The following is a 24,562-nucleotide window of genomic DNA, read 5'->3' on the forward strand; positions in this document are numbered from 1 at the left end:
GTAGTCGAAGATACATTGAGAGGTTAAAGGATCGGTAGGCTATAGCCAAGAAGACAGCGTATCCTGACGGCTGTCAGGAGGGTCCCAGGTTCAAATCCTGTCACCTCGGCGAGAAGCCAGGCTGGGATAACCTGGTCTGGCATTTTTTATGAACTATTTCGTTTACCTATTGATCTACACTTTGTTATTTTCCAACAGGACTATATAGTCATAACTTTAATATTGCATGATACGGTCTGAATGGTTTACCATAACATACTGAGGAATATCTTTCAATAACCCTCTTTCCAAAGCTTTAAGGCAAGGTCGCCCTTTACCCTCCAGCCATTAATTTTTTTAATAACAGGCATCTGTGATCAGGAGACGATGGCCCATACTGTTGTGCTGCACATAGTTGAAAGATACCAAAAACCGATTAGGTTGAACCAACCAAGCTATTCAGGAGGTTTTGGAATATTTTCCCTCCGAAATGGCTTTTGGAAGTAATAACTTTCATAAAAATAAATTAAGGGCAGATCAAAAAACCCGCCCTTATAATTGTTGAAATTTATAACTTAAAGTTTGAGGGATTTGAAGTCTTGAGTCAATGCTGTTAATGAAGATTCTACAGCCATTCGCTCTAAAGAAGAGGCACCTACAAATCCGTGAGCATCTGTGTTGGCGAGTATTACCTTCACATCATCCGGAGTATTTATAGGTCCACCATGAGCTAAGAATAGGATATCCTTATTGATCTTTCGGCCTGCTTCAATGATCTCTTGGGTCCGTTTGATAGCGAAGTCCATATCAACAGTTGCTCCTACTACTCCAATTGATCCTCCTACTGTAGTTCCTACATGAGCAATAATAGCATCCGCTCCCACCTCTGCCATTTGAATGGCCTCTTCTGGAGTGGCCACATAAACACATGAGAACAGGTCCATTTCAGAGGCTAAACGAACCATTTCCACTTCCTTATAAAACCCCATTCCGGTCTCTTCGAGGATATCCCTAAAATTACCATCCACAATAGAATGGGTTGGGAAATTGTTGACTCCTGAAAATCCCATTGCTTTTACTTGTTGCAGAAAATGCCACATACGTCTTCGAGGATCCGATCCGTGAACGCCGCAAAATACCGGAATTTCTTCAACTACCGGCAAGACTTCAAACTCACCAATTTCCATGGCTACTGCATTCGCATCACCATAAGCCATAAGGCCAGCTGTGGAGCCATGGCCAGCCATTCTAAATCGTCCGGAATTATATACAATCAGAAAATCGGCACCACCCTTTTCTATGAATTTTGCACTAATTCCTGTTCCAGCCCCTGCACCAATAATGGCTTTCTTTTGAGCCAAAGTTTTTTGCAATCGTTGTCTGACTTCCTCGCGGGTGTATGGGTTCCCTTTACCTGTCCATTTGTTCGGCATTTTAAATTTTTTTTGGTTCTAATTCGATTAAATATCAAGTACTATTTCATTAATTTCAATAATCGGTCTACCAAGGCTCTAGCAAAGGATTCATCATTGATATGAGCGTCCATTTCAATTACATGAATTTCATTTTTGGCAGTCAACTTTATTGATTCAAAGAGTGCACTATTTGCTTCTGGATCATAAAAAACCCCACCTTCATTATCTATTTGTGAGATACCTTTCAATGGGACTATAATTTCCCTAGGCCCGGTAGTGTTCTTCAATTTCTCTACTAGTTGTTTCCCCAAAACCTTATTTTCTGATATATTGGTTCGCATGAGTGTTACATCCGGGGCCCAACTGTAAAGTTTCCTTGTTTGATATTCTTGAGGAACCGTGTCTATTTGGGCAAAATTGACCATATCCAAGCAGCCGGGAACTACTAGTTGAGGAATTCCCATTTCAGACGCTGCCGTCAATCGGTCAGGCCCAGCACTTAAAATCCCTCCGCAAAGCTCATCAGCCAGTTCCGTTGTAGTTATATCCAATATTGCATCAAAAACATCTTCACGAATAAGCGATTCCATAGTCGCTCCGCCTACTCCAGTAGCGTGAAAGGCCATCACTTCATATCCTTTCTCCTTTAATAATTCTGTACACCGGTCAACACATTTGGTCGTGTTTCCAAACATGCTAATCGCAATATTTTTTCTTTTTCGCAACCCAGAATCCTCTGTGACTTCTGACATAGCTGATATTGCCGTAGCAGCTTGCCGAATCAATAATCTACTGATTCGATTCAGCCCAGCTATATCTACCACAGAAGACATCATGGTAATGTCCTTTACTCTAATTTGTCTGGAAAGCTCCTTGGCAACTACCGTTGAAAGACACAACTTGGGTATGCCTAAAGTTACTTTTTGCATCGCTTCCAAAATGATAAAGGTGCCTCCTCCTCCCCCCATTCCGATTACCCCTTTTACTAAGTTTTTGGAAACAAGATCTGCAAGGATTTCCGCAGCTCCTTTCCCCATTAGCTCTACCGCCTTTCCCCGATCTCCTGATTCTCGAATAGCTTGTAAACCTACACCAGAAGCGGCAGCAACCACGTCATTGCCAATATGTACATCAAAGTCAACCAACGTTTCCATAACCCCGACGTTGATAGTAATTAATGGTTGTTTCAGTTTAATAAGAAAATCTACGAGAAATGTAAAATCTTCTCCTTTTGTATCAAAGCAACCTAGAACTACAATACTTTTTTCCTGCATGCCTAATTCAATTATTAAACATTAAAATCAAAAACAACCACCCGTTCTAAATTTGGGACTACTACGTTTTTTACTTCTTCATGAACTGGATGTGGTAGGTAGGCATCCCGAGATTCAGGACTATCAAAGGTCATAATAAATCCGTGAGTAAATCCATCGTTAAGTCCTTCTCCACTATCATATGCACCATATTCCATCCCTAACAAGCCCGGTATCTTTCCAATCATTGCCTTCATCGTGACAAAGCAAAATTCTATTTCTTCAGAACTAACCGTTTCTTTAAACTTAAACATTCCAAAATGTCTGGTCATCATTGTAATTTATATTATCAAATTTAAATAAATTTCTACTAAACCTCTGATCCTATAAAAAGAGGAAACTATTCCCATAAAATTTCTTACAAGAACAGATAATAGGTCCTCTCTTGAGAATTTAACTTCTGTAATTCTCAAGAGTATATTGCTATAGCTATTTGAGTGTTTTTATATAAGCTAGCAAGTCAGCTACCTGCTCCTCCGAGAAGTTATCTATCAGTCCTTTAGGCATAAATGAACGACCACCTAAATGACCTTCAAATCTAATTTCAGAAGCTTGGATGAACTGTTTGCTCCCCCCCATAAAACCTAAAGTGGTACCTCTTTCATCCTTCTTCACTAAATACCCTTCTATATTGCTTCCGTCATTTTTTGTCACCCGATAAACTAAATAATTACTTTCTACAGCAGCATCGGGTTCCAGAATAGCCGTCAATAAAGCTTCATTTTCACGTAATGAGGATCCATCTAAGGCAGGTGCGAAATCGAAGCCCTGGTCTCCAACACTATGACACATAAGGCAGGTCTGGAAAAGCGTCTTTCCTTTTTTCGGGTTTCCATCTCCTTTTTCCGCTATGGTCATAAATGTTTGTAACCTTAATTCCATGTCACTTTTTTCCTCCTTAATTCGTTTCTTTACCTCTTCATAAAGCCGCATTCCTTTTTCATCAGATGTGTTTGATTGATATATTTTTTCTGCACTTGACAGATCGAATTCATTGGCATAGGTTTGCCCTTGTTCAAGTAAAAGCTTTAAGAGTTTAATGCCTTCTTTAGCGTTTGCCAAATTTTGGATGACCTTTTTCTTCTGCTCCAAATCAAGATTAGGGACCCAGTTAGTCAAAATTTCATTGGCTGCATTTAAATCTGCAACAGCTACAGTCTGAACAGCGGAAGCCCTTAACTCAACTTTCAATGTTTCCATTTTTGAAAGCTTGATAAAGGTCTCCTTATTTTCATTAGGCTGGAAGATAAGTGCAGACATGTACAATCTGATCATTTCGGTAGGAGAATTATCATCAACCAGTGGCACCACCTCGGCCCGAAAGCCTTTGATCTTCAATTTTCCAACGGCCTCCAATCCTAACATCTGTTTTGAAACATCTGAGCTTTTTAATAAATGACTTATTGGCGCTTTCAACGCTTCTGTCAATTCTTCTGATTGTACCCTGGCTTGATTCTTTAAAGTGAGTGAAACATGTTTCACGGCCATGTCCCTATTTTCTAATATTGGTAATACTAAGTTCAATACGTTTCTGTTACCTAGCATTTCGGCTACTAGTACGAAGGTCACTTCATCCAGCTCTTTTTTGGTATAGTTTTTCCATAGTTCTATAAATACCTGTTCCTTTTTAGCTTGGGGCAAGGCTTGGCTAGCCCAGATCAAATTGGATGTTTCATATTGTTCTACAACAGGAGATCTGAAGAAATCCAACAATTCAGTTGGATAGTTCTCGAGCGCTTTTCTGGCTAGAAATCGCTCAAAATTTCTTTCATAGGCACCACCCATTGCATTACCTTCAAGTGGCTCCTTGCAGGCCTCGACTAGCAATCCAATAGTTGCTTCATTCGCAGTATTGACTGCTTCCAAAGTCCTTAATACCTGAGACCGTACCATGGGATTGCTATCTGAGGATGGTTCTCTAAGTAAGGCAGCAAGTACAGCTGCATTTAATGGAAAGGACTGCAATGCACGAACAGCTTCTCTTCTAAGGTTATCAAATCGACTGCCCAACAAAGTCTTCATCAGATTTTGATCGTAATGCTTTATACCCTCCAGTGACCAAAGCGCCATTATTCTTGTAATTTCATCTTGAGCACTATCAGAAGCGAGTTCGATAAGCTCCTTGGCAAGGCCCCGTGTTTCTTCAATAGGACGATCACTGATCTGGTGCCATGCTGCCCTTTTTGCCCAAATCGACGGAGATTTCAGATAGGCCACAAGCTCACTTGTTTTTACCTCATAAAAATTGGGGATTTCTCGAGAAGGTTGGGATTTATGGCGAACTCTCCAAATACGACCATGTGATTTATCCCTATCTGGATGGGATGTTCCCACTTCGTTATGGGAAACTATTTTATTGTACCAATCGACAATATATAGGCTACCATCAGGTCCAAACTCCATGTTGACAGGCCTAAACCAGTCATCTTGAGAAGTCAAAAAATCAGGTAAATGTTCGGCTGTCACGGAACCATCGCTGGTACGTAAGATTCTCACAGCGTTAATAGAACTGGTAATGGGATTTGCAATGAAAGCCACATCTTTCCATTCTTTGGGGAAGCTTCCATCCAAATCATCTGCAAAAGCAACTCCAGAGATACCCGTTCCTCCTACACGAAATTCATGCAATTCAGGCATCCAAGGTTGATACGGACGAATACGATCATTTCCAATACCCGGAAAGCCAGTCCCTTTTTCCATAGGGACAATAGAGTATCCCAAATCATTGGCTTCAATACCATACCATTGGCCATTTCCCCTCAGCTTATACCCCCAGATATTTTGCAGGCCGGAATTAACCAGCTCCATTTTTGAGGCGTCTAAAGAAAAACGAGCAATTTTACTGTAGTCGATCCGCACTTCAGCATCGCTAATAAGGGAGCTTACCTTTCCCTTATTTAAAGCACCATGGCTAAAATGGATCCAATCACCCGGCGCGCGTACCAATGCATGTGCCATGGTATGTGTATCTGTAATTCCAAAACCAGTGAACAAAGGTGTTCGTTTGTCTGCTTTACCATCTTCATCTGTATCTTCTAAAAAAAAGAGTTCAGAACCTTGAGCAACAAAGCTTCCGTTTTTGTAAGGCAAAACGCTTTGGGGTATGGCAAGTCCATCTGCCCAAATAGTGGATTTAACCTTATTATTTCCATAAAGATCAGAAAGCACTAATATTTTGTCCTTCCCTTTGGTTTTGCCACGGTACAGGTCAAAAATCCTTGTGAAATTAGGATCTTTCTCCTGAGCTTCAGGATTATCCATTAAATTTAATAATTCATGCCAGGCGATATCCGAAACCGGATCCATAGGATACATCTCTGCGGTTTGAGTCCACAATTTCCCAGCATCGTCAAAAGCTATGTGGATAGGGTTTACCACTCCGTCTCTTTCACTAGCTACCAATTCTACTACAAAACCTTCAGGTACTTCAAAGCCTGCCAACTCCTCTTCAGGAGTAAACAATTTCGTTCTGGCAGACTGTGTTTTATGGTTGTAATCAATGTATTCATTACCAGCAGCATCTGTTGGTGAATTAGGTGTCTTTTCCTTACAGCCAATACCAACTAAGATTATCAGAATAAAGAATATATAGAATGCTCTTTTCATTTGTATTGCTAAACGGTTAGGTAACTAGCTCTTTAAAGCTTTGTAATTGTAATGTCTTTAAATTCAATTTTAGCATTCCCGCCACTGTGCAACTGAATCCCTATGACTCCTTTTGAAGGAATTTCAGCGTCCATTTCGAAATATTCCGTCGTTTTTACCCCATTGATATACAGCTCATGCTTGTTTCCTATGCACCTTATGATATAACTATTCCAGCCATCTTCGTACAAAATATTGTTGAGCGTACTGAGATCTCCGCCCATAAGCTTGCCTCGACGGTGCTCGTCGTAGATATCTCCCCAATACCCCTTTCCTATATCAGCCTGATACCCAATGATAGTATTGCCTTCGATGAGGGAACGGTATTGAATACCGCTGTTGATCAGGCCAGTGGTGTGATCACCTGTTAAACGGAAAAGAGCACGGAATTCAAAATCCTCAAAACTTTCAACCGTACGCAAATAGGTGTTGGTTGGAATATTGATTGTTCCATTACCTCCTGTAATTACACCATCAACTACTGACCAGTATTTCCCGTTTTCTGGGTTGACCACTTCCCAACCTTCTAAAGACGTTCCTTCAAAAAGCGAAATCGTATGATTTTCACTTTGTGCATAGCAATTCAAATTAACAAAGCAAACAAAAAACAAAATTATTGTACAGCTGTACAAGCTGCACATTTGCTCCTTAGGTCTAACTATTTTTATATGATTTTTCATGGTATTATTATGGTTATGGATTCATTTTATGAATAGTATTGAATTTCAATTCTTTTGTTTATATACTCAATTTTTCTATTAACATCTGTTGCTATCTATGCAATGAAAGCACTGTTTCTGTAGGCCCATTCTCAATAAAAGTAACCTTCTAGCCAAGCCAACAATTAAGAATAAATACCAAAGACATGCGTGGAAAAATTATTTTTCCCTTCATAAGCGCTTCAATAATCAGCGCTTAAAAGTACAATCATATAAAAGTCTAGTGAACCTGAAACATGCGAAAAATGTCCCAAAAGCACTTTGGGACATCCCAAATTCCAAAAATGATAAATATGGCCTGATCAAAATGTCCTCTAAAACATTTTAAAAATCGGTTGAGCTTGAATCCCTCATGCCAAACTTGGAGATGTCCTCGTTGAACAAACTTTGAAAAAGTATTTCTAATGTTTATTAAAGTTCACTTATGAATTTTTAAGTGGTGGCCTGCGGGTGCAGAGTCGAGTTTAAGCATATATAAAATTTGCATCGCTACCTTTTTCTATGACGTACTTAAAGCCTTCGTGAAGGGTGTTTTATATTTGGTAAATCTGGAATTGAGTATTGCAGATTGTTTTCATCAAAAACTTTACATGAAGAATACTTAGATTGAACAGGCTTTACTACACGAAAAAAGTGTTATGGATCCAAATTACTGTAACTTTATAGCAGCTTTTTATACTCAGTAGGGGTGATTTTAGTGACCTCCTTGAAAATTCTATAAAAAGAGGTTTTGGAACTAAATCCACATTGATTTGCAATGTAAATCATCGTATACGCTTTGTTTTTTGGATCTTGCAATTCTTTTTTAAATTCTTCGACCCTAAGCTCATTTATAAAAAATGAAAAAGTTTTACCCTCTCCGGTTAAAAACAACTGTTCGATGTTTTCTGAATCCATGCCAACAGATTTAGAAAAGGATGCTAAATTAAATTTTTGATTCGTGAATTCTTTACTGATTATTATTTGATTTTTTAACTGCTCTAAAGCTGCACGGTCTATATCAGAAATCTCAATCTTGGATTTTTTCCTGATTTTAAGGAGTAGGAATATAGTTATCAAAAAAATTACAAAAACAACCCCAGCTATTTTAGCATACCTTTGATACCAGGGAGTGTTGACAAATAGGATTTCATCTATAATTATGTGTCCCCAAGGGCCGGAATATTGGTCAACAATCTCTATGGTAGCAATGCTTCCTCTTAGGTTCTTGACATTCCATTCCTTTCTCCTCAAATTCCCATCATCATCTCCAGTTGCTGACCGAACCACTTTTTCACCAACTACAAGGTTGATACATGTTTTACCATCATGGCTTCCCCCACCAATCAAGAACTGAATTTTATCATACTGAATTTTAAATGGCTTAGAAACAAGCATTCCTTGTAGTAAATCATGAGAATCCCCAAAACTAAATGCATAATAATTCCCTTTGTAGCCATTTGCTATTATTGGGTAATAAACATTTTTATTGCTATTAGGCTCTCGGAAGGCATCACCAGTTACATTCCAGCTATTAAAGGTTCCACTTTCAAAATCCTCAAAAACCATTTTATTATCCCAATTATCATCACTTAAAACTATTCGATCCACCAATAATCTATTATCAAAACCCTCCTCTGAATCAGTAGCCAAAGCATCCACTATTTCCAAATAGGCCTCCTTACCTTGGTATTTGCGAATGTCCCAAATTATTTCTCTAAGAATTAAGTCATTTTTGCCGGTAGCAGTTTTAACAATAGTATTATCAATGATCAAATTGACGCTGGATCTGGTTTCATGCTGATCCCCTGCTATTAGAAATCTTAAAAAATTCCTGTTGATGGTAAAACTATTAGAGATTAGTTTTCCAGAACCTTTAAAAGTCCCTGGAACCTGATTTGAAGAATAGGCGAAATATTTGCCATGAACATTAAAAACTGTATCTTGTAAGGAGTCGATATTTACCGGTTGATGAAATGCCGTGCCCTGAATTTCCCAATTTTCAGAGAACAAACCACCTTCAAAATCTTCCAATACAATATCAAAATTATTTTCTTGAACACATGATTGCAATAAGTAAAGTAAAAAAACCAATTTTCCCCTTACAAAAAAGGATTTCATTAATGACAACCTGATTAAATTAAAAACTTATTTATTGACAACTGATTAGGTAAAGCTATTTCGATTGTTCTTTTTTCTCTGCTCTTTAAAAAGATGAGAAAAGCGGACAATATTAATAATTTTATATTTACAATTTATTAAACCTGTAAAAGATTCTAAATCGTAAAAACCTGAACGCCCCGTCTTATTACAACAACCCGACATTTTATCAGCAATAAGGGGGTAATTAAACTTAAACATTAAAATATTAAAGATAACCAATAATTCCATGCGACTCACTTAAACTTTGTTTCTTTCCCACTAATTTGATGAGAGTGAAATTGCATTCAAGCAGGATATGGCATTTATCATTCTATGTGCAAAGTAAGCCCCATTTACGCTGATCAACTTCTTGAAGTTCCTCTTTTAAATTCAAAAGAAAAGCCCCCTAAATTTTAAGTAATTAGATAGGAGAAAGACAAAACTATCTCAATATTTTTAAAAAGTTATCAATAGTATATGGTCAGGCAACAAGCTATTTACCAATATTTTATAATTTTTTTAATTTATTATTACCTTTTACCATTGGTTTATTTATAATATATACCTATATTAATATTATAAATTCATTTACTTGTTATAATTACTCCTAAGCTTACATGATTAGTTATTCAAGAACTAATGCGTCTGATGGAGTAAAACAATATTAACTATAAATTCAAACCCATTTATAATATGAAATTGGTTACTGCAGATCTATTAGACATTCATCATCACCCTTTTGGATCAACAGATCCTAATGGTGAAAAAATAGCCCGGAGGTTATTTTTACCTCCCTTATTGGAGGAATCAGCTCAAAAAAAAATTTGGTCCCATTTGGCAAATTATTTCAAAATCCATCGGGTTATGCCTGACGAGTTAGTAAAAAAAGAAATAACCAATTATTCGCTTAAATTTTATTTTAACCCTCCATATCATAACCATGGAAGAGGGAAACTTGGACACTTTGGAGAACAAAAAAATAGTACACTTCCTGTAGAAAACTTGGCAGATTGCTATTTCATGGACAATGGCGACACGGTTGAATTGCATATTTTTGACAATATAACCTTCACCTAAACCGGACCGGTTTCCCAAACCTAAACTAGTAAAATAAAAAAAATAACTCTTGCAGCAATAAGATCACTTATCTTTATTGTATCTAGCAACAATGCCTACCCTTGCTAAAGTCAACCTCTAAAATTTAGACCAAAATTCTGTTTATTTAAAAATCAATTGAAAAGTAGCCCCCGCATTTGGACTACTGTCAACCCTTATTTTACCTCCCATTTTTCGCATCAGGTCATTGGCCAGGGAAAGGCCTAAGCCAGTACCTTGTTCGCCTTTAGTTCCCACCGAACTTTTATTGAATTTACCGGACAACAAGGCAGCAGCTCTTTCCTCAGTCATTCCTTTACCATGGTCTTTTATGCTTAAAACCTTATCTGCATAATGAATAACAATCACTCCTTTTTCAGGAGAAAACTTTATGGCATTGGACATGATATTTCGGATAACAGTCTGCAATACCGGCTTGTCCGCCAAAACCACATCCTCCTTATTAATTAACGTTTTCACCTTCAATTGCTTCTCCTTTATTTGATTGGCATAAATTCCAACCACCTTCTCGGCTTTTTCAAGCAAATTCACCTCTAAAAGTTCGACCTCTATCGCATTCAATTGGGCCTGAGCCCATTTTAATAAATTGTCCAATAATTCAAAAGAACTTTTAGAAGAAGCTTTGGCCACCTTCAAAAAAGTGTCAAGGTTTTCTTTATCACCTTGCACACTGTACTCACTTGCCAATTCTAGCAAAGTATAAAGATTACCTATGGGACTACGCAGATCATGAGCTATAATTGAAAACAGCTTATTTTTTGTATCAATTTCGGCTTCTAGCTCTTTCTGCTTATTTTTTAAATTATGATTGAGCACAAAATAATCCCTAGTCCCCTTATACTTATTTTCTACCAAAAAATAGGCGCTTATACAAATCGCTACCGCTATCGGCCACCAACGAAGTGTATCACTTGCTGAAAAAGAACTATACAATTCAAAGAGTATGAAATTTGTAAACAAACCATAAACTAGTAAAATTAACATATGCTTGCTCTTCCAAACGAGGAGTAATGCAGGAATGATAAAAATAGGAATATTTGAAAGTATTAAGGGCCCTAAAGATCTTTCACTCAAGGTCAAGGAGGTAAGCACTGCATTACAAGAAATAAGCCCTATAGAATTCCCATAGGCAAGAATAAATGGATTTTTCACCCTCCCGCCTATAAACCAAGAGGCGAGTAGAACAATTGGAGTAATTAGGCTAATGAAAATATATGGAGATACCTGCATCTCGGTATTGTAATACCTCAAGGTTAAGCTTCCCAATAGACAATAAGTAAAAAGCCCAATCCAAACCGACTTTCTTGCCCCCTCCCCTAACAAAAGCAATTGCTTTTGTTTCCATAAGGTTTCAGTAGTAGCAGTATTAAGCGGTTTAGTCATAATTAGATCTTTTAGTATATCCCTGCATCATTTGTGTTATATAAAAAATTAGAGTTACTATCAAATTCTGAATAGCATATCACATTTAAGGCTATTTTCACATATTAGGTAAATATTAAAATTGATATAATTCTGGGCAAATCAACAAAAATAGGCTTAAACAGTTTATTTATTTAACAAAACTAAGACCTTTTAGGAAATAAAAAAAATAGCCTGAATTTTGACGCTATCAGTAGTATATCAAGAGTTTAGCCATTAAGCATAAAAATACAAAATCCAATCATATCACCTATCGGAATAATTAAATATAGAAACATCAAAAATGAAAATAATAAAATTAATTCTTTTACAATTATTCATCCTATGTTTGAGCGCCTTCAATACCTACTCTCAAAAACTTCATTCAGGAGAATTTTACCAGGAATATAGCCAGACCATTTCACTACCCCCACAAGCTGGGCTCGATGTAATTAAATTGTTTAAAAATCAAGACCGCATCAAAGCAATCACCTCCCATGGCATATTTTATTACCAAAACGAAAAATGGACAGGCAGACCTTATGTTTCCGGAATAATCAATGCCAGCATTGACAAAGGGCAAACCGTTTGGATGAACAACGACAAGACGATATGGTCTGAAAAAGGGGAAAGAATTCCTAACCCTCCACGAACCCATGCACGGCAAGCCATCACCGCCACTCTTTGGTTAGACAAAAACTCCTTACTCACTGCAACTACCCACGGCTTGTACCTATGGAATGGTTCCTGGGAAAAAGACCTTTCCTTCCCGGAAATAAAGATCAATGCCATCACACAGGACAGTGAAGGCACCGTTTGGATTGCTTCAGACGAAGGACTCTGGCAGGAAAAATCAACAGAATGGCTGGACATCGACAAAATAGGCTTGGCACTTGGCCATAACAGCCAATACCTGACTGTCACCACCGGACTGAAAGGAGACGACATCTTATTTAGCTCCCCAAAAGCAATTGCCGCTCTTGCCTCAGACGGTAACCACTGGCTCAAAAGAGGTGCTGATGGACTGCCCTACGGTCCGGCAACAACAATTCTTGAAACAGACAGCTTGTTATGGATAGGCACTGCAAAAGGCCTGATTCGCAAGGGCAAAAACTGGAGGTATTATACCAGCAAAAGATGGCTGGTTGATGATCAGATCAACGACATCCTAGCCATCGAACCGGGGAAAGTATGGGTGGCGACACCCAATGGCATTTCCGAAATTGGACTAAAAGCCATGACCTTGGAAGAAAAGGCCAATGGCATCGAAGACATCATCGAAAAAAGACACAACAGGATAGGCATCATCAACAGGTCTAAACTAGCCATCTCCGGTGACATTAACAGTAGCTTTCTAGAAAATCAAGACAATGATGGTCTTTGGACTTCCTGCTATTTAATTGCCGAATCCTTTAGATACGCTGTCACCAAAAGTGAAGATGCCAAGGCCAAGGCAAAACGTACTTTTGAAGCGTTGGAAAGACTAGAAACAGTAACAGGAATACCAGGATATCCCGCAAGGTCTTATGTAAGATCAGAAGATCTTTTGGCTCCCTCCAGGTCTCCTCACCCTAAAAACTGGCACCCATCACCTGACGGAGAATGGCAATGGCTCGACGACACCAGCTCAGACGAAATTGTGGGACATCTATTCTCCATGGCCCTGTACCATGATTTCGTAGCAGATGAAGCAGATAAAGAGAAGGTGGTTGACTTAATTGACAGGATCGTTAGCCATATTGTAGACAATGACCTGCAATTGATTGATTATGATGGCAAACCTACCAGATGGGCCATTTGGACTCCCGACTCCCTGAACAGATCTTCCAATTGGTATTACGAAAAAGGTTTGAACTCATTGCAAATCCTATCATCCTTACAAACAGCCTATCATTTCACAGGAAAGACCAAATACAAAAAAGTTTACCAGCATTTGATAGAGAAAGAAGGCTATGCACAAAATGCCTTACAGGCCAAGATGACAGATCCTTTTGATATCAGTCATTCTGATGACATATTAAATTTCTTTCCTTACTACAATTTACTAAAATACACACCCAAAGAAGATCCCAATTACCCACTCTACCTACAAAGCCTCCAAAGATCTTGGAAAGCAGTACAAACAGATAATATGCCTGTTTGGAACGTTATTGCCAGCGCCTTATTAAAAGAAGACAAGGATTTAAACATCGCATTGCATGAAATCCAAACTTTTCCTTTGGACATGATTACCTGGTCTATCGATAACAGCCATCGCTGGGACCTCAGGATAGATGAATTTCCTGGCAGAGGAAGAAGCCCACAAGCTTACACCGCCATCCCTTCACCGGAAGGCAATACCTTTAGATGGAACACCAACCCAAAACAATTGAAAATTAGCGGAGGGGGGAAAACTGAAGTAAGTGGCACTTATTACCTCGTAGCTTACTGGATGGGGAGATATTATGAGTATTGGGAGTAAAAAACTAAAAACCACCTAAAATAAAAGCCGCTTAAAATATATTTAAGCGGCTTTTTTATGTTTGCCTAACAGCATAACCAGTGTACCAGGAGCGGGAATCGAACCCGCACGACCGTGAGGTCACAAGATTTTAAGTCTTGCGTGTCTACCAGTTCCACCATCCCGGCAACATTAGCGACAACTAATATAGAAAAAGCATAGCCATTTTCACTATAATTGCCATCTAAATAATAAAGCCCTTCTTCAAGGGCTTTATATGAGCGAAAGACGAGATTCGAACTCGCGACCCCGACCTTGGCAAGGTCGTGCTCTACCAGCTGAGCTACTTTCGCTTGTTACTTTCACACAGAAAAACGTTTATTTCCGCGATTGTGAATGCAAATTTACGCCTTAATTTTTAAAGTCCAATATTCCGAAAGAAATTTTTCTCAACTTATTGCTACTCCCCTGACAATAAAGCGGATAAATTATTCCAGCATCTTTTTAACCTCATTTAATTTAAGCAACGCCTCCACCGGAGAAATGGTATTGATATCCAATGCTTCCAATAACTCTTGTGCTTGTTTAAATTTTGGATCCAGTTCAAACATACTCAATTGGTAATTGTTCTTGGGTATATCTTTGATATTGTCTTTGTGCTGCTGAAGCTGCTTGTCCTTCTCCAGAAACTTCATGATTTCTGCAGCGCGTAAAACCACGGGATTGGGCATCCCGGCCATTTGGGCTACATGAATACCAAAACTATGCTCACTTCCCCCTTTTTGCAACTTCCGCATAAATACCACCTTATTCCCCAACTCTTTTACAGCCACATTGAAATTTTTCACTTTGGGGAAATCGTTGGCCAGCTGATTCAGTTCATGGTAGTGGGTAGCAAATAATGTTTTGGCCTTGCATTTGGGATGGTTGTGCAGATACTCTACAATGGACCAAGCAATGGAAATCCCATCATAGGTGGATGTACCTCTTCCGATTTCATCCATTAGCACCAAACTTCTATCAGAAAGATTATTTAAAATACTGGCGGTCTCAGTCATTTCCACCATAAAAGTGGACTCCCCTTTCGAAAGGTTGTCGGAGGCACCGACTCTGGTAAAAACCTTATCAACTATACCCACCCGAGCAAATGAAGCCGGAACAAAACTCCCCATCTGGGCCATCAACACAATCAGTGCTGTTTGTCGAAGCAGGGCTGATTTACCCGCCATATTGGGGCCAGTAATAATGATTACCTGCTGACTGGAATTGTCCAAGTATATATCATTAGGCACATAATCCTCCCCTATGGCCAGCTGCTTTTCAATGACAGGGTGTCGGCCATCTTTTATTTCAATGGCATCTGAGTCGGCGATTTTTGGAGCACTATAATTGTTCTCCGAGGCCACCTCCGCAAAACTTAAAAGGCAGTCCAATGTAGCCAAGACCCTTGCATTCTGCTGGATTTGTTCTACATAATCCCCTGCATCCTGAACCAAAAGTTGAAAATACTTTTGCTCCAAGGCTATCAACCTCTCTTCAGCATGCAATATCTTTTCTTCATACTCCTTCAACTCTTCGGTGATGTATCGTTCTGCATTCACCAAGGTTTGCTTCCGTATCCATTCCGGTGGCACCTTGTCTTTATGGGTATTGCTCACTTCCAAATAATAGCCAAACACCTTATTGAAGGCTACTTTCAAGGAGGTAATCCCTGTACGTTGTACTTCCCTTTGCTGAATTTGAACTAGGTAATCTTTCCCTGAATTGGCCAACTTCCTGTATTCATCCAAGTCCGAATCCACACCATTTTTTATGATCCCCCCTTGATGGGTTAGCATGGGTGCATCTTCCATTAGCTCTTTGTCAATCTTCTCCAGCAAATAGGAGCAAGAATTCAGTTGGTCAGACAATTTTTTTAAAGCGCCATTTTGCTGGGTCTTTAGCAGCTCCTTGATTGGCAGGGTATAATTGAGGGCTTTTTTAAGATGGTTCATTTCCCGGGGATTGATCCTGCCCACAGCCACCTTGGAAATCAACCGCTCCAAGTCACCAACATGCTTGAGGTGGGAGAAAAGCTCTTCTCTTAACTCTGAATGCTCATAGAAAAAGCCGACTGATTTTTGCCTTTCTACAATCAATGCTTTCTCTTTTAGTGGTAATACCAACCACTTTTTCATCATCCGGCTCCCCATGGGTGTTTGGGTGCGGTCCAAAATCTGAATAAGAGGCACGCCGCCTTCCTGTTGAGGATATACCAGCTCTAAATTCCTAATGGTAAATTTATCCAACCACACATATTTCTCTTCAGCGATACGGGAGATGGAAACAATATGCTTGACTTGCTTGTGTTCCGTTTCTTCCAAATAATAAAGAATGGCACCCGCCGCAGTAATGCCCAGCTCCATGTTTTCCACTCCAAATCCTTTTAGATTATTGGTTTCAAAGTGGTTGGTGAGTTTTTCATAAGTATAAGCAGGCTGAAAAACCCAATCCTCGCAATGAAAGGTATGAAAATCATTTTTTAACAAAGTTCCGGCAGCCACCTTAGCAGCTTTGGAATAGATAACCTCAGAAGGGTTGAAACTCTGTAAAAGCTTTTCAATATAGGATTGGTGCCCTTCGGCGCACATAAATTCTCCCGTGGAGAGATCTAAAAACGCAATCCCTAATCGTTCTTTCCCAAATTGAATACTGGCTAAAAAATTGTTCCGACGTTTATCCAGTACATTGTCATTGTAAGCCAAACCGGGTGTCACCAATTCTGTAACCCCTCGCTTTACAATTCCCTTTACCTCCTTTGGATCCTCCAGCTGGTCGCAGATTGCCACTCTATTTCCTGCCCTGATCAACTTGGGGAGGTAAGTATCCAGAGAATGGTGTGGAAACCCGGCCAACTCTATATGAGAGGCAGAGCCATTGGCTCTTTTGGTCAGGACAATGTCAAGGATCTTGCTTGCCTTTACTGCGTCTTCTCCAAAGGTTTCATAAAAATCCCCTACCCTAAAAAGCAAAATAGCTCCGGGATGCTTTGCCTTGATGGCATTGTACTGTTTCATTAAAGGGGTTTCTTTGGCTTTCGTCTTGCCCATCGTGTTTTTTCTGTTTCAGGACATGAATTTAATTAAGAATGTAAGGGAAACAAAACCTAAATTTAAACCTGTCTTCCCTTTGACATTGTTTTTAATGCCATTAAATAAGTAAATTTGATCGCTTGAAGGTATTATTTTACCTATCACTCATTGAATCAGCGTGTTAAAAATTTTAAATTTTCTACCATGAAAAAACTCAGCATGGATGAACTCAACCGGCTCTCTATAGAAGATTTCAAAGAGGTCGAGAAAAATCCAATGGTCTTGATATTGGATAATGTCCGTAGCCTTAACAATGTAGGGGCGGCATTCAGGACTTCTGATGCTTTTCTGGTGAAAAAAATTTTCCTATGTGGTATTACAGGTAAACCCCCGCATAGAGAAATTCATAAAACAGCCCTGGGCGCCACCGAATCGGTAGACTGGGAACACCATGAGAGCACATTAGAAATAATCAATAGATTAAAAAATAAAGGATATGAGATCTGTGCTTTGGAGCAGGCTTCTCACAGCACCCCTCTCAATGAATTTGCTCCAAAACCAGGAAAACCATATGCCTTTATTTTTGGTAATGAGGTCTTTGGTGTGGAAGAAGATGTGGTATCGGCTGCAGACCAAGTGTTGGAAATCCCTCAATTTGGAACCAAACATTCGTTAAATATTTCTGTAAGTATTGGCATAACACTCTGGGACATGGTCAGCAAAATGAAAGCCTTTAAATAGAAAGGTAAAACACATGTTAATTGAAATTTTTTGACCTTTTTATTATTCCTCTCTTTTGAGGTACTTGTCTATAATTTCATCTGTTTCCTGATCCTCTGCCAGCTCCAATAGTGCTCGATTCACCTCATAAATTAAAGGGCTTTCTAAAGGAAAGGCAAAACCATACCCCTGCTTGTAATATTCTGCTTTGGCCATAAACAATTCTTCATCTTCCACTTTCTTGAGATGGAACAACAGTTGGGGACGGTCGTACAAAACGGCAGCCACTTCCTCATTTTTCAACCTTGAAAATGCTTCTTCCAAGGAGTGGACACCTAAAGCATTGCCATTGTGCTCTTCTATAAACACTTCCGAAGGGGAATTGGCTATCGTCGCTACATTCTTATTGGCCAATTGTTCAATATTTGAAATTGGCGAGGTTCCCAAAGAGTTCAGGGTCAGGGTACTGGCAATTCCGGCCACCATGGAGGTAGCAAAAATAATGGATATAATCATCCAACTTCCTGCAATTATTCTTCCGGTTAAAGTAATTGGAGCCTTGTCTCCATATCCTGTAGTACTCATGGTCACAATGGCCAACCACATCCCATTGCCGATACCATCAACCGGGTCCTCAGGAAATTGATCCTTTGAATGCTTCCTTTCAGCCAACCAAAGCATGGTGCCTACAATGGCCAAAATAAATAAGAACACAAAAACTGCAATTAATAACCTGACACTAAAGAAGGGTTTGATTTTGTCCCAAAAACTCATTTTAGCTGACCGGGAAACGATGGCTAAACTAGAATTATAAAAAGGTTGGGAAAACCTAAAATTTTCCACCCTGCTGGAGGTAATACTGATAGGCCCAATTACCAAATCCAATGCCCCCTCTTCCAAGGAATGCAAAGCGGCATCTACAGTAGTATAGGACTTAAAATAATAATTCCACCCATGTTTGGCTGCCAATTCTTCCCAAATCTCCACTGAAATCCCGCTAACATCCTGCCCTTCACCATATACAAACGGCTCACTTCCTGCCACTCCCACAAGCAAAGTATCAATGTCTAAGCGCAATTGACGGGCTTGAAGGCTTGTGGTTAGGAGTAAAAGGCATAGTATTGATAAGATTAAGTTTTGGGCTTGATGGTTTTGAAACATGTGATTATGTTTTATTAAAGACATTCTAATTTATTGATTTATTTCAATAAATTGAATTTAAAACACTTCCAATATGATGTATAAACGTTCATTTGGCACCTAAAAGACGTAGGTTTAGGCCTTGCCAAAAAAAAATTATCTACAAAAAAATTTAAATATGAGAAATACTTTTTATTGGGTAATTTTCACCTTTATCTGCGCTTGCAATAACCATAAGGAGGTGAAAAGTGATCTGGCCAAATTAAATATTACATTGGACACTGTGATTATCGATTCAGGTCAGGAAATACTATTTCTTAACGGTAAATTAAGATTAAGTACCCTAGGCGATGATAAAAAACACCTATATAATTTCAATAGTCAGGAAAATGCCATTGAACAGATCAATCTCAACACATTGGCTTTTGAGAAAAAATATGGGTTCGAAAAAGAAGGGCCTGATGGAACCGGTGACAATGTTTCTGCATTGAGCATCCTTGATAAGGGAAGGGTATTTATAAGCTCCTTTCCTAGAGATCATATTTTCGATTGGCAGGGTAATAAAATCGAAAGTTTTGATATTACAGCAATCAGTAAGGACTTGAACCAACATCAAGAGGGAGACCGGCCATACAAAACTTTATATTTAGATCAAGGATCTCGACTAGTATCCTTGATACAAAATTTTGAAAAGAAATCCAGTAAGCTGGCCATAATCAACCAGCAAAAGAAAAACATGATCAAATGGCCTATTCCGGCCATAGAAAAAGCAAGAAATTTTGATCTTACACTCAACAGTGGAGGGATGGAAATTGCCTTGGGAAATGTTCATTACCTTGTTAAAGAGGGGGATCAAATTATTTTAGGGACAGGGGTAAGCCATGAACTCTACGTAATGAATATTGAAAATGATTCCCTTCAATACAAAACTTACCAAAGCAGGTTAACGCCTGGTGAAAAAAGTGGTAGCTATCCTGCTGTTGTGGGTGATCAAGCTGAATTGGCAAAATTACATCAGCAAATTCAGGAAGACATCAATTTCATGCCTCCGGTTTGGGATGAAAAAAAACAGGTTTATTACCGGTTTTCTTTTCAATCCCTCTTTGATGAGACAAAAAAAATGCAGGGATTTCCCCAGCCCAAGGGTGCGAAGGTCTTCCTAAGTGTTTTGGACAAAGATTTCAAACTGTTGGCTGAAACCCAGGTTTCTCAATTGAACCAAACCCCTGAATACTATTTTGCCAAAGATGGCAAACTATGGCTATTTGAAAATATTGAAGACGAAATGGGCTTTGTAAGGTTGGATATCAATTGGTAATCAATTCATTCCGGCCAAAAAAGATCAAATTAAAAATAATTACTAATTTTTTAGGAAATTAAAATTTTATCAGCTAAATTTTTAGTCTAAACTGATAACCTTATGAAATACAGTGCTTACTGCTTTGCTTTTTGCTTAATACTTGCTTGTAGTGGTCCAAAAACAGGAGAAGACGGAGCTTCCCCATCTTTAAATATCACCATGGATACTGTGTTAATTAATCCGGGGCAGGAAATATTATACCTTAATAGTAGATTAAGATTAAGTGCATTAAGTGATGATAAAAAATACCTATACAATGTCAATCCTCAAGAGTACTTAATTGAACAAATTGACCTCAACAAATTGGCATTTAAGAAAATTCACAGGTTTGAAAAGGAAGGGCCAAATGGTATAGGTCAATACTTTTTCCGTTTTTCTCTGATAGATGAGGATAGATTATTTTTTAGCACCTATGAGCATGAAGGTATATTTAATTGGGAAGGCAAAAAGCTTAAAACTTTCAATATTACTGAATTAGGAAAAGGACAAGGCCAGTTAGTAGATGAAGATAGGCCCTTTAAAACCATCAGTCGGACACCCGGTGGAAATCAATTCGTTTCTTTAATTTCAAATTTCCAAGAAAAATCTAATTCACTAGCATTGATAGATCTGGATCAATCCACATTTATTAAACTTGCCATTCCTGCCATCGAAAAGGCACAAAAATTTCAGATTATTTTAAGAGAAGGGCAAGGAAGTGCAGCAACCGGTCTGGACCGGTATCTATTGAAGGAAGGTGACAAAATATTAGTGGGAACGGAGGCAAGTAGTGAACTTTATGTTATGGAAATGGAGAGCGATTCCCTCAAACACATTACTTTCAAAAGCCAACTCACTCCCAATGAAAAAACAGGAGAGTATCCCAGTGAAGTCAGTGACCGTACTCAGTTTAGAAATTACCTGATCAAAATTAAAGAAGAGATCAATTTCATGGCGCCTGTATGGGACGAGGAAAAACAAGTTTATTATAGGTTTTCTTATCAGATGACCTATGATGAATCTAAGGTTACTGATGAAAATCAATTTTTTCCACAACCTTCCGGGGCAATTGTTTACCTAAGTGTTTTGGACAAGGAACTCAATTTAATTACAGAAGGGAAAGTACCTGAATTAAGTAAAAGTCCCCCTTTTCATTTTGCCAAAGACGGTAAACTATGGCTATTTGAAAATATTGAAGATGAAATGGGATTTGTAAGGTTGGATATTAAATGGTGAACAACTGTAGAGAAAATTAGAGCCTAGGGAAGGAAATCACTTCAGATTTTTGAGAATTCCTTAAAAATTTAGGATAACTAAAAACTATCCACTAAATTTTATTCTCAAACTTTAAGCCAATGAAATCCAGCTTTTACTGCATTACTCTATTTATTTTTTTTGCGTGTAACCATTCAAAATCCACCAGTGACAGTGATGCACTACCTTCTTTAGAAATATCCTTAGACACCGTCGTGATAGATCAAGGTAAAGAATTTCTATTCCTTAATAGCAATTTGGGCTTAAGTACACTAAGTGAGGATAAAAAACACCTATATAACATCAACTCCAAGGAATATACCATTGAGCAAATCAACCTAAATACCTTAGCATTTGAAAAAAAGTACCGCTTAGAAAAGGAAGGCCCAAATGCAGTTGGCCATAGTATTCTTGCATTTTCACTCATTAACGAAGACATGCTTTTTATTAGCACTTTTTATAACGATGGTGTTTTTAACTGGCAAGGAGAAAAAATAGAAAGCTTTGGTATTAAAGAAATAGGAATTAGTTTAGGCCAGTTAAAAGAAGGTGACAGGCCCTATAAAACGGTTAGTATAGCTTCAGATGGTAGTAAATTTGCTTCTCTAATTCACAATTTTGAAGATAAAAAACGTTCTTTTATTTTAATAGAACCAGCCAATAATACAATTAAAGAACTCCCAATTCCAGTCATTGAGAAAGCCAAAAATTTTGATGTTGCATTGGTAGAAGAGAGGACAGTTGCCATTGTTGGTCCTCAACGTTATTTAAACATTGAGCAAGGAAAAGTCATACTGGGAACCGAAGCAAGTAGTGAACTTTACGTATTAGACAAAGACGCAGACTCGCTAAGACATATAACTTTTAATAGCCGGCTTATTCCCAATGAAAAGTCAGGCACTTATCCACCAGAAGTTTCAAGTAAGAATCAGTTTATAACCTATGCTCTAAAAATACAGAAAGACATCAGTTACAAGGCACCTGTTTGGGATGATAAAAGAAAGGTCTACTATCGATTTTCTTTTCAATATATTTTTGATGAAAATAACATACCAAAAGAGAAACGACTCTTTCCACGGCCTATTGGAGCAACAGTTTATCTAAGCGTCTTGGATAAGGATTTTAATTTGATGGCAGAAGGAGCTGTTCCTCAATTGGATCGTACACCCTCCTTCCACTTTGCCAAAGACGGCAAATTATGGCTATTTGAAAATATCGAAGACGAGATGGGTTTTGTAAGGCTGGATATATCCTGGTAAACTGAAACCTGACCTTTGGGGTTTCCAAAACCCCGAAGGTCTATGGATATGTTTTATAGAAAAATTTGTATTTTTATTCAACCAACCTAATACAAGTTATGACCGATATATTTGAAGTAGGGGGAATGTATCATATCTATACCAGAACAATTGGAAATGAAATACTATTTCGCAACGATGACAATTATGCATATTTCATAAAAAAATATTGTTATTATCTTGATGACAAATTGGATACTTTAGCCTTCTGTCTTCTTCCCAACCATTTCCATCTTTTGGTAAACATAAAAGAAAATTCGACCAATGAATTGATTGTTAAAGGATTTTCAGATTTCTTAAACTCCTATTCTAAAAGTTATAACAAAGTATTTAGTAGAAATGGCGCGTTGTTTCAACGGAAATTTAAACGCAAGAAAATTGATACGGAGGAATATTTAACCAGGATAGTTATTTACATTCATCTTAATCCGGTAAAACACGGATTAACCAGAGCTCCGTCGGAGTGGAAATTTTCTTCATATAGAAGCTATTTATCCAAAAGCCAATCCAAATTAAATAGAGAACTGGTTATAAAGTGGTTTGGTGGGTTAAATGGGTTTATTACCACTCACAACTCAAATACTGATCTTTTTCTACCTGAAGAATTTACTTTAGAAAAATATTGACCTTTGGGGTTTCCAAAACCCCGAAGGTCTTTTTCGTAACCGAAGTCATTAAAAACCTTCGCGATCTCAAAGACCACAAAGGTTAAGTTCCCCTGACCTTTGGGGTTTCCAAAACCCCGAAGGTCTTTTGCGTAAACAAAGTCATTAAAAACCTTCGCGATCTCAAAGACCACAAAGGGTTAAGTTCCCCTGACCTTTGGGGTTTCCAAAACCCCGAAGGTCTTTTGCGTAAACAAAGTCATTAAAAACCTTCGCGATCTCAATGACCACAAAGGTTAAGTTCCCCTGACCTTTGGGGTTTCCAAAACCCCGAAGGTCTTTTGCGTAAACAAAGTCATTAAAAACCTTCGCGGTCTCAAAGACCACAAAGGTTAAGTTCCCCTGACCTTTGGGGTTTCCAAAACCCCGAAGGTCTTTTGCGTAAACAAAGTCATTAAAAACCTTCGCGATCTCAATGACCACAAAGGTTAAGTTCCCCTGACCTTTGGGGTTTCCAAAACCACAAAGGTCTTTTTCGTAAACAAAGTCATTAAAAACCTTCGCGATCTCAATGACCACAAAGGTTAAGTTCCCCTGACCTTTGGGGTTTCCAAAACCCCGAAGGTCTTTTGCGTAAACAAAGTCATTAAAAACCTTCGCGATCTCAAAGACCACAAAGGTTAAGTTCCCCTGACCTTTGGGGTTTCCAGAACCCCGAAGGTCTTTTTCGTAAACAAAGTCATTAAAAACCTTCGCGGTCTCAAAGACCACAAAGGTTAAGTTCCCCTGACCTTTGGGGTTTCCAAAACCACAAAGGTCTTTTTCGTAAACAAAGTCATTAAAAACCTTCGCGATCTCAAAGACCACAAAGGTTAAGTTCTCCTGGAATTGTTTTTATTCCCGCCTCGATGCTATCAATCTAATTCTTTTATTTCTTAAAGATATTCAATAACTTTAAGGTTAACTATTGACAAAAAATACACGTT

Annotated in this window: 17 protein-coding genes and 2 tRNA genes; 7 read left to right on the top strand and 12 right to left on the bottom strand. The window is 38.4% G+C overall.

What is annotated here, in order from left to right; genetic code table 11:
* Window positions 1–554: 554 nt before the first annotated feature.
* The 6 genes from ACYVHJ_RS15495 to ACYVHJ_RS15520 all read right to left on the bottom strand — a co-directional run bounded on the left by ACYVHJ_RS15495 (window position 555) and on the right by ACYVHJ_RS15520 (window position 9,171).
* Window positions 555–1,412, bottom strand: coding sequence for a phosphoenolpyruvate hydrolase family protein (locus tag ACYVHJ_RS15495; protein WP_460516334.1), 858 nt, complete (start codon window positions 1,410–1,412; stop codon window positions 555–557).
* A 41-nt stretch (window positions 1,413–1,453) separates the two neighbouring features.
* On the bottom strand, window positions 1,454–2,668 hold the full coding sequence (locus ACYVHJ_RS15500; RefSeq protein ID WP_460516337.1) for a Tm-1-like ATP-binding domain-containing protein: 1,215 nt from the start codon (window positions 2,666–2,668) through the stop codon (window positions 1,454–1,456).
* A 14-nt stretch (window positions 2,669–2,682) separates the two neighbouring features.
* Window positions 2,683–2,982, bottom strand: coding sequence for a Dabb family protein (locus ACYVHJ_RS15505; protein WP_460516340.1), 300 nt, complete (start codon window positions 2,980–2,982; stop codon window positions 2,683–2,685).
* Window positions 2,983–3,136: 154 nt separating this feature from the next.
* Window positions 3,137–6,313 (bottom strand): PVC-type heme-binding CxxCH protein, encoded by a 3,177-nt coding sequence (locus tag ACYVHJ_RS15510; protein WP_460516343.1) that lies wholly within the window; start codon window positions 6,311–6,313, stop codon window positions 3,137–3,139.
* 32 nt (window positions 6,314–6,345) lie between these two features.
* On the bottom strand, window positions 6,346–7,032 hold the full coding sequence (locus tag ACYVHJ_RS15515) for a 3-keto-disaccharide hydrolase (RefSeq protein WP_460516346.1): 687 nt from the start codon (window positions 7,030–7,032) through the stop codon (window positions 6,346–6,348).
* A 699-nt stretch (window positions 7,033–7,731) separates the two neighbouring features.
* Window positions 7,732–9,171 (bottom strand): helix-turn-helix domain-containing protein, encoded by a 1,440-nt coding sequence (locus ACYVHJ_RS15520; RefSeq protein ID WP_460516349.1) that lies wholly within the window; start codon window positions 9,169–9,171, stop codon window positions 7,732–7,734.
* 714 nt (window positions 9,172–9,885) lie between these two features.
* On the opposite strand from ACYVHJ_RS15520, the gene ACYVHJ_RS15525 reads away from it, so the two are divergent.
* The gene (locus tag ACYVHJ_RS15525; RefSeq protein ID WP_460516352.1) at window positions 9,886–10,269 is read left to right on the top strand and encodes a hypothetical protein; all 384 of its coding nucleotides are present in this window, start codon (window positions 9,886–9,888) and stop codon (window positions 10,267–10,269) included.
* Window positions 10,270–10,410: 141 nt separating this feature from the next.
* Here the strand turns inward: ACYVHJ_RS15525 and ACYVHJ_RS15530 are convergent, their stop codons facing one another.
* Complete coding sequence (locus tag ACYVHJ_RS15530; RefSeq protein ID WP_460516355.1) at window positions 10,411–11,691, bottom strand: sensor histidine kinase; 1,281 nt, start codon at window positions 11,689–11,691, stop codon at window positions 10,411–10,413.
* A gap of 322 nt (window positions 11,692–12,013) precedes the next feature.
* Here ACYVHJ_RS15530 and ACYVHJ_RS15535 point away from each other — a divergent pair, with 322 nt between their 5' ends.
* A complete protein-coding gene (locus ACYVHJ_RS15535) occupies window positions 12,014–14,170 on the top strand; it encodes a ligand-binding sensor domain-containing protein (protein ID WP_460516358.1) in 2,157 nt (718 codons plus the stop codon).
* An 83-nt stretch (window positions 14,171–14,253) separates the two neighbouring features.
* Here the strand turns inward: ACYVHJ_RS15535 and ACYVHJ_RS15540 are convergent.
* The 3 genes from ACYVHJ_RS15540 to mutS all read right to left on the bottom strand — a co-directional run bounded on the left by ACYVHJ_RS15540 (window position 14,254) and on the right by mutS (window position 17,238).
* Window positions 14,254–14,337 (bottom strand) — tRNA-Leu (locus tag ACYVHJ_RS15540).
* 92 nt (window positions 14,338–14,429) lie between these two features.
* A tRNA-Gly gene (locus ACYVHJ_RS15545) sits at window positions 14,430–14,502 on the bottom strand.
* Between the two features lie 135 nt (window positions 14,503–14,637).
* Window positions 14,638–17,238 carry a DNA mismatch repair protein MutS gene (gene mutS / locus ACYVHJ_RS15550; protein ID WP_460516361.1) on the bottom strand — a complete coding sequence of 867 codons (2,601 nt, stop codon included), beginning with the start codon at window positions 17,236–17,238 and terminating at the stop codon, window positions 14,638–14,640.
* A 186-nt stretch (window positions 17,239–17,424) separates the two neighbouring features.
* Between mutS and ACYVHJ_RS15555 the strand changes: the two genes are divergently transcribed.
* Window positions 17,425–17,961 (top strand): RNA methyltransferase, encoded by a 537-nt coding sequence (locus tag ACYVHJ_RS15555; protein ID WP_339903491.1) that lies wholly within the window; start codon window positions 17,425–17,427, stop codon window positions 17,959–17,961.
* A 42-nt stretch (window positions 17,962–18,003) separates the two neighbouring features.
* Here the strand turns inward: ACYVHJ_RS15555 and ACYVHJ_RS15560 are convergent, their stop codons facing one another.
* Entirely contained in the window at window positions 18,004–19,101 is a 1,098-nt protein-coding gene (locus ACYVHJ_RS15560) for a transporter substrate-binding domain-containing protein (protein WP_339903492.1), read from the bottom strand.
* Window positions 19,102–19,258: 157 nt separating this feature from the next.
* Here ACYVHJ_RS15560 and ACYVHJ_RS15565 point away from each other — a divergent pair, with 157 nt between their 5' ends.
* The 4 genes from ACYVHJ_RS15565 to ACYVHJ_RS15580 all read left to right on the top strand — a co-directional run bounded on the left by ACYVHJ_RS15565 (window position 19,259) and on the right by ACYVHJ_RS15580 (window position 23,597).
* Window positions 19,259–20,398 carry a DUF4221 family protein gene (locus ACYVHJ_RS15565; protein WP_460516366.1) on the top strand — a complete coding sequence of 380 codons (1,140 nt, stop codon included), beginning with the start codon at window positions 19,259–19,261 and terminating at the stop codon, window positions 20,396–20,398.
* A 102-nt stretch (window positions 20,399–20,500) separates the two neighbouring features.
* Entirely contained in the window at window positions 20,501–21,655 is a 1,155-nt protein-coding gene (locus ACYVHJ_RS15570; protein ID WP_460516369.1) for a DUF4221 family protein, read from the top strand.
* Window positions 21,656–21,774: 119 nt separating this feature from the next.
* Window positions 21,775–22,932, top strand: a complete 1,158-nt coding sequence (locus tag ACYVHJ_RS15575; RefSeq protein WP_460516372.1) for a DUF4221 family protein — start codon at window positions 21,775–21,777, stop codon at window positions 22,930–22,932.
* Window positions 22,933–23,030: 98 nt separating this feature from the next.
* Window positions 23,031–23,597, top strand: a complete 567-nt coding sequence (locus tag ACYVHJ_RS15580) for a transposase (protein WP_460516375.1) — start codon at window positions 23,031–23,033, stop codon at window positions 23,595–23,597.
* 162 nt (window positions 23,598–23,759) lie between these two features.
* Here ACYVHJ_RS15580 and ACYVHJ_RS15585 read toward each other — a convergent pair whose 3' ends face one another.
* Window positions 23,760–24,443 (bottom strand): hypothetical protein, encoded by a 684-nt coding sequence (locus ACYVHJ_RS15585; protein ID WP_460516378.1) that lies wholly within the window; start codon window positions 24,441–24,443, stop codon window positions 23,760–23,762.
* Window positions 24,444–24,562 lie beyond the last annotated feature (119 nt).

This window comes from Cyclobacterium sediminis (assembly GCF_054781075.1).

Excerpts from the sequence above, each read along its gene's own strand:
- ACYVHJ_RS15495 (WP_460516334.1), bottom strand. The coding sequence starts at position 1,412 with ATGCCGAACAAATGGACAGGTAAAGGGAACCCATACACCCGCGAGGAA.
- ACYVHJ_RS15500 (WP_460516337.1), bottom strand. The coding sequence starts at position 2,668 with ATGCAGGAAAAAAGTATTGTAGTTCTAGGTTGCTTTGATACAAAAGGA.
- ACYVHJ_RS15505 (WP_460516340.1), bottom strand. The coding sequence starts at position 2,982 with ATGATGACCAGACATTTTGGAATGTTTAAGTTTAAAGAAACGGTTAGT.
- ACYVHJ_RS15510 (WP_460516343.1), bottom strand. The coding sequence starts at position 6,313 with ATGAAAAGAGCATTCTATATATTCTTTATTCTGATAATCTTAGTTGGT.
- ACYVHJ_RS15515 (WP_460516346.1), bottom strand. The coding sequence starts at position 7,032 with ATGAAAAATCATATAAAAATAGTTAGACCTAAGGAGCAAATGTGCAGC.
- ACYVHJ_RS15520 (WP_460516349.1), bottom strand. The coding sequence starts at position 9,171 with ATGAAATCCTTTTTTGTAAGGGGAAAATTGGTTTTTTTACTTTACTTA.
- ACYVHJ_RS15525 (WP_460516352.1), top strand. The coding sequence starts at position 9,886 with ATGAAATTGGTTACTGCAGATCTATTAGACATTCATCATCACCCTTTT.
- ACYVHJ_RS15530 (WP_460516355.1), bottom strand. The coding sequence starts at position 11,691 with ATGACTAAACCGCTTAATACTGCTACTACTGAAACCTTATGGAAACAA.
- ACYVHJ_RS15535 (WP_460516358.1), top strand. The coding sequence starts at position 12,014 with ATGAAAATAATAAAATTAATTCTTTTACAATTATTCATCCTATGTTTG.
- mutS (WP_460516361.1), bottom strand. The coding sequence starts at position 17,238 with ATGGGCAAGACGAAAGCCAAAGAAACCCCTTTAATGAAACAGTACAAT.
- ACYVHJ_RS15555 (WP_339903491.1), top strand. The coding sequence starts at position 17,425 with ATGAAAAAACTCAGCATGGATGAACTCAACCGGCTCTCTATAGAAGAT.
- ACYVHJ_RS15560 (WP_339903492.1), bottom strand. The coding sequence starts at position 19,101 with ATGTTTCAAAACCATCAAGCCCAAAACTTAATCTTATCAATACTATGC.
- ACYVHJ_RS15565 (WP_460516366.1), top strand. The coding sequence starts at position 19,259 with ATGAGAAATACTTTTTATTGGGTAATTTTCACCTTTATCTGCGCTTGC.
- ACYVHJ_RS15570 (WP_460516369.1), top strand. The coding sequence starts at position 20,501 with ATGAAATACAGTGCTTACTGCTTTGCTTTTTGCTTAATACTTGCTTGT.
- ACYVHJ_RS15575 (WP_460516372.1), top strand. The coding sequence starts at position 21,775 with ATGAAATCCAGCTTTTACTGCATTACTCTATTTATTTTTTTTGCGTGT.
- ACYVHJ_RS15580 (WP_460516375.1), top strand. The coding sequence starts at position 23,031 with ATGACCGATATATTTGAAGTAGGGGGAATGTATCATATCTATACCAGA.